Source organism: Lactiplantibacillus dongliensis, from assembly GCF_005405105.1.
Lineage (GTDB): Bacteria > Bacillota > Bacilli > Lactobacillales > Lactobacillaceae > Lactiplantibacillus > Lactiplantibacillus dongliensis.
Map to the genome: position 1 here is coordinate 23,335 of NZ_BJDK01000044.1, position 6,080 is coordinate 29,414.

The 6,080-nt window shown below is 45.1% G+C and carries 7 protein-coding genes; 2 read left to right on the plus strand and 5 right to left on the minus strand.

Annotation, left to right across the window (positions count from 1 at the left end):
* Positions 1-7 precede the first annotated feature (7 nt).
* The 5 genes from FFM80_RS13105 to FFM80_RS13125 form a co-directional block, all read right to left on the minus strand.
* The gene (locus tag FFM80_RS13105; RefSeq protein ID WP_137641214.1) at positions 8-1,183 is read right to left on the minus strand and encodes a multidrug effflux MFS transporter; all 1,176 of its coding nucleotides are present in this window, start codon (positions 1,181-1,183) and stop codon (positions 8-10) included.
* 235 nt (positions 1,184-1,418) lie between these two features.
* A complete protein-coding gene (locus tag FFM80_RS13110) occupies positions 1,419-2,096 on the minus strand; it encodes an ATP-binding cassette domain-containing protein (RefSeq protein WP_137641215.1) in 678 nt (225 codons plus the stop codon).
* On the minus strand, positions 2,097-2,849 hold the full coding sequence (locus tag FFM80_RS13115; RefSeq protein WP_137641216.1) for a hypothetical protein: 753 nt from the start codon (positions 2,847-2,849) through the stop codon (positions 2,097-2,099).
* 222 nt (positions 2,850-3,071) lie between these two features.
* Positions 3,072-3,578 carry an acyl-CoA thioesterase gene (locus FFM80_RS13120; RefSeq protein ID WP_137635396.1) on the minus strand — a complete coding sequence of 169 codons (507 nt, stop codon included), beginning with the start codon at positions 3,576-3,578 and terminating at the stop codon, positions 3,072-3,074.
* Positions 3,579-3,656: 78 nt separating this feature from the next.
* On the minus strand, positions 3,657-4,568 hold the full coding sequence (locus FFM80_RS13125; RefSeq protein ID WP_137641217.1) for a DMT family transporter: 912 nt from the start codon (positions 4,566-4,568) through the stop codon (positions 3,657-3,659).
* Between the two features lie 254 nt (positions 4,569-4,822).
* On the opposite strand from FFM80_RS13125, the gene FFM80_RS13130 reads away from it, so the two are divergent.
* Entirely contained in the window at positions 4,823-5,503 is a 681-nt protein-coding gene (locus FFM80_RS13130; RefSeq protein ID WP_137641218.1) for a TetR/AcrR family transcriptional regulator, read from the plus strand.
* Between the two features lie 85 nt (positions 5,504-5,588).
* The coding region (locus FFM80_RS13135) for a YhgE/Pip family protein (RefSeq protein WP_223877369.1) at positions 5,589-6,080 on the plus strand (492 nt) is incomplete at its 3' end.

Below are 6,080 nucleotides of genomic sequence, written 5' to 3' on the forward strand. Positions count from 1 at the left end.
CTTGGGTTTAATTTCGATTTTTAACTAACACCTGATAACTGATTAGCATGAGGGCACTCAACCCTAACAAGTATCCGGGTAAAGTCAGGATTGACCCCTGATGCAGCCAACTCATCAGATAAGTTAACCCGCTCACAATAAGGTAATAGCCTAAGCTAAACCAGCCACTCGCACTGCCCATGACCGCTTCATAACCAATTAAAGCCCGGTTTAAGGCATTCGGCAACGTCACGTTTAAGCCTAAAAAGGTCCCGAAAATACCTAGAAGCATCCACCCGGCTTGATTAAACCTAGCTGCCACTAATAAGCCACTGCTAGCAAATATACTCATGAACAATCCCGCCAAAACTAATTGTCCCGGCTGAATCCAAGTCAATAAATAATTGACCAATAAAGCGCCTAACAGACTAGCCGCCGCTAGAATCAACCCTAGTAACCCGTACTGCCAGGCTGAAAAGCCAAAGTGCGTTTCAAAAATAAACGGGGCTTCAGCGTAATAACTAAACAAGCACCCATTAATCCCACCAATTAACAGACCATATCCCCAGACAACCGGATCATGCCATAGTCGCCGTACGACTTGGTGTTGCACTGGTCGCACTTGGCTCATAGCCAATGACCGCGTTTCTGGTAATCGCCAGCCACCATACATCAAGACAAGCACGGCCATGACGATTAAAGTACTAAAAACATGCCGGTACCCTAACCAAGACTGCACAATACCTCCTAATAACGGTCCTAAAGCTGGCGCTAATGCCATCGCCGCACTGGTCTTGGCAAAGACTTGCGCGCCCGTCACCCCGGTAAAGCTTTCACGCATCATCGTTTGGGTGACCACGGAGCCAGCACTGGCCCCGAAAGCCTGCACTAGCCGAGCAATCAATAGCCACCTAAAGTTGGGACTAAGATAAAGTCCGAGGTTGCCCAGCAAGTAAACCGCTACTCCTAGTAGCATCGCGGGCCGGCGACCAACAGCGTCGGCTAGCTGGCCCCAAATGAGGACCCCAATTGCAAACGCAACAAAGTAACTGCTCATGGTCAATTGCACTTGACTAGCGCTGACATGCATCGCCTGGCTTAAAGCTGGTAAAACGGGGGTAAAGATCGATTCACTGATTTGTGGGAACCCCACCAACGTGATCATTAGTGGTAATGATGGTACTTGTTTTTGGACGTTTTTCATTCAAATTTCTCCTAAAATTTAATTTGCGGAAAAACGTCCTAATCCGTCTACGGCGACGCATACCAAAATAAAGGCATAAGTCATGGTAGCTCACCCCATTTCTAATTAAGTCTTTTCAGCTTACGAGAAATGGGGCATCTTGTCAAAAAGAGTCTCATTTTATTTTAATTTTCATGTCAAAAAAACTAGCCGCAAAACGCGAACTAGTCTCAAAGTTACTCATCACTTACGATCATCAAACCGTTTGAAAAGCTTGCATAAACGCTGATTGCGGCAAGGCCGCCTCAAAAGTCGCCCGGTCAACACTCGCTTTAATTTGGTGATCTGCTAACCACAGGACCTGATAGGCTGGAAAGGCAGCTAAATCGCGAACATCATGTGTAATCATTAAATAAGTCCGGTCAGGATGCGCCCGCATCACGGTAAATAAAGTAGCCGCATGTTCGCGGTCAATCATAGCAGTGGGCTCATCCAAGACAACCAGCTCACGGTCAACTTGCAAGAATAATAACAGTTGTACTAGTTTACGCTGACCACCAGATAACTCACGGTAATGCCGCTCCCAGATTGGCGTCAAGAAAGCTAACGTTGGGCCATCCACTAACGACGCCAAATCAGCCAAAGTCAATCGGCGCCGCCCAGTCTCAATGCCAAGTACCAAGACCGCCACATCACAGACCCGAATCGAAGTTAACATCGGTAATTGTTGATTGAGATAAATATTCGTTAACGTCGGCGTGATGTGTCCTTTAAACGGCCGTAATCCCAATAGAATATCAACTAACGTGGTTTTTCCGGCGCCATTTTGACCAATGAGAAAGTTGACTTGATGTTCTGGTAATTGAAAAGATAAGTCTTTGAAGAAAGGCTGTAACGCTTTCGGAAACGTATACGTTAACTGTTCAATATCCATTTATAAGCCCTCCGCTGGTAATAATTGTAAGTGCCGATAACTGAGCCACCCCACTAGTCCTAACCCTAAACAAGCCACTAGGTAGCCTGGTAAAAAGTTGCGCCAATCACCAATAACAAGCACGTTAAAACAATTCATGACTAAGTAGACCGGACTGAGCACGTTCGCAGCAACATTCGTTATCGTCAAGTGTAACGCATGCCCAATCGCGACCGAACCAATCATTACCACCAACGTGACCACATTAATGATCCCGCTGACCGTCTGGTAACGCAGTCGAAAGCTCAGAATTGGCAGGCAGTACCCCCAAATCGGCACACTGACTAATAGTAAAACACTCCATAACCGCCACAAAACGGCTACAAATGCGACCCGAAACAAAAGTGCACTCACGGCCGCAACCAGGCCTAAAATCACCCCAACAAGCATCAGATTAACGACCGCCTTACTGATGATGAAGACACTGGGGTTGACCACTAAGGACGCATACTGCTTTAAATAACCTTGTTCCCGTAACAAGGCAACTTCACTGACCATCACCATCGTATTTGCCACGATAATCCAAGCAATGAACGGCAAGACTAACTTGGTATATTGGGCCAAACTCACCGTTTTAAAGAAATAACTCTTTAGATTCAGACCTAAAAATAAAATTGGTAACCCAACCGTGTAAAGTAACACACTAACGTTGTCTAGCATCACCTTCACAAAATAACGCGTGTAGAGCCAAACCTGAACGTTATACTTTCGCATATTTGCCATGCCCTCTTTATCAAGCTAATCAAAATATTATTTCTATTATTTTTTAACACTATCAGCTTTGATTATTAGTCACAACGCTTTATCGGCCATTCGTCCCAGTTTACGGCTTGAAAGTTCTTTTAAAATGTTTGCAAACCAAACGAAAAAGGACCACACCAAATTTTTATTGATGTGGTCCTTAAATACAACTCAGTTTGTGTAACTAGCTAATGACTAGTCCGCCCACGGAAAAGCCAAACTAATATTTTGATTAAAGGCCTCTTGGCGCTTTAACTTGGCCATGCGTTCAGCCTGCCGCTGTTCATAACCCTGGCAAACATATTGATATTCTGGCTTATCCGGTTCAATTGGCGGCAACGTAATCCCCCGTTCCGCCACCACAAATGATGAGAAACAGGTCAAACCTAAGAAGCGTTCACCAGTCGCCAGATGTTCCCCGATAATCTTCGTAAAGACTTCGATTGAGCGATGGCCAACCCCTGACACATACGACTCTGTACACATCGAATCTTGTAATTGGAACGGCAAGATGAAGTTGACTTGATCGACCGATGCCGTCACTGTTTGCACCCGAGCCACTCGAGACGCTGGAATCGATGAATTATCATCAATGATCGCCAAAATCTTACCGCCAAAAACGGTATCATGTTCATTTAAATCGGACGAAAAGACCCGATGATTGTTGACTGATAATGTTTGCGATACTTTTAAAGCTTCCATAGTCCACCTCGGCAATAAGTTAATTTCCTTTATTATACTAGAAAATGGGGCTCAGTGGCGTGTTATCCGAAAACGCCCTCATGAATGCCGAAACGGATGTCCCTTTACCACATACCGCGCCAACACTCCCCGCAAATCGAATTGGGCAATAACCGTGGCTAAAATAATTAAACTGCCGCCAATGACTAAATGCTGCGTTAATGGTTCCACTTGGAAGACGACCGAAATTAAACTAGCAAATAACGACTCAGTGATGAGGATCAACCCGGCCGTCACGGTATCGGTATACTTTTGACTCGTCACCTGAATCACCTGCGCGGCAAAAGTTGCAATTACGCCAAGATACAAGACCGGACCAGCCGCCGCTAACCAATCAATATGGGCAAGTTGGTGACTATCGATGGTAAACGTATATAAAGTCCCACAGATAGCTTGGATAAAGCCTAACTGAAACGCAATCACTTGTGGCCGCGCATGCTTAGTTGCATAACCATAGTAAGTCATTTGAAAGGCAAAGAAGATGGCGGTCAACATCATCAAAATGTCACCGATATGTAGTTTAAACCCATTCGTTAAGACCCCGGTCAGAATCAACATTCCCGCCATGCATAATCCCATCGCTAGATAAATCTTCAGCGGTGGCACCTTTTTGTAGAACAACCAGGCAATCAGCGGCAATAAAATCACATACGCCGAAGTGATAAATGAACAGTTGCTGGGCGTGGTAAATTCCAAGCCTGTCGATTGTAATTGCACCACGATAAAGTTAAAGATCGCACAAATCGCGCCAATCTTAAACTCCTGCCAAGTCATTGTCTTGACGACCTTATGAAAAAATAAGTAAACTAATGTGGCCGAAATCAGGCCTCGTAACGTATTAATCACGGCTGGTGGCATTTGCGCCGCAATCACCATTTTAATAAAGGTATAACTAGATCCCCACAGTAAAGCCACTAAGACTAAATTTCGATTGGCGTGGGCTGACGTCATAATCCCACCTGGTTTCAACAAGAATGTCTTTAATCATAGGCTTTTCTGAAAAGTCTGACAAGGGTTTTCATGACCTTTTATTAGGTTATTTATTTTCTGTTGTTGCAGTTAAAGTCCTCATTTAACTTTGGTTATTTGACTAATCAAACCAACCGGACTGCTTTTTTCACCAATTAACCGGCCAATTTAAGAATGAATCATTCATTTCAAAAACCGACCGTGCTATGCTGACACGTAGAAATTGAGGTGATCCTATGCAAATCCAATCAAAACTTGAACCCGTTTTAACGAGTGCTAAAGCATTATTTATCGTTCCGGGCTTTGCCGATACCAAGATGATCGACATTGCCCAAGCCGCTGATATCGCGGTCGGCACGTTATATCATTTATTTAGAAGTAAAGAAGACCTATTACAAGCCGTCTTTGCCGTCACGTTAGACCCAGCAGCACTAACTAATGTCACGGTCTTACCGATTACGCCCCAAACCACCACGGCTTTAGTTCAAGCCACTCAACGTCGTTACCAGCAAGCGGCCGCACAACTCGACCAGCTCATGGCGACGAATCAGCAGGCTGGCGCATTTAGCCGCTTGACAAGCTACCTATTCACCACTTTTGATCAGTTTGGTGCTTACTTCCTAATCCTCGAACGCAACGCCCAGCTTAACCCGCAGCTCGTCAAACTATACAAAGATTATCGGCAGGTCCTCTATCAAAACGTGGCCCACTATTTAACCGTCCTCGTTAGCCAAGGCGTCGTGATTCCCCAACTCCAGCCGTACTATGACGCCCATCTGATTATTGATGAAATCTTCTGGTGGTCCGCCCACAAACGCTATGACGCTTTTGAACGCCAAGCTAATAATTTTGATCCGGTATTAATGAAAAAAACAGTCATGACTCAACTGGCACGTAGTTACAGCCTACCAGTTTAACTCGAATTGTCGCGCTTAATAATTTGCGCGCTTGTCGGCTAAAAAATGAATGAATCGTTCATTTTACACTAAGGGGGCGGTTAAGATGTTTTTAACCGAATGGAAACACGTTTTACACACTAAGGGCTTGTTAAAAATCATTTTAGGAATATTGTTGGTCCCGAGCTTTTATGCCGTTATTTTTCTAGCTTCACTGTGGAATCCCTACGCCAATGTTCGCCATTTGCCGGTTGGTGTAGTGAATCAAGATGTCCCAATTACAAAGGCTGACCGCCACTACCAGTTAGGCGCCAAGTTGACCCAGCAACTCGTGCACAACCACAGTGCTGACTTCCACCGGCTCACCACAGCGACTGCGCAACGTCAGCTAAGAACTGGCAAAATCTATATGGTCATTACCATTCCCCGCCAGTTTTCAAGGCAAGCCACCACGCTTGGCAGTGCCCATCCACATGCTATCAACTTACATGACCAAACCAACGCTGGCTTCAGTTTTATTGCAATCATAACCACCCGTAAAACGGGTGGTTTGCTCCAGGGCTATAAGCCCTATGTACTGGCCAGCGTCTCAAGGCGC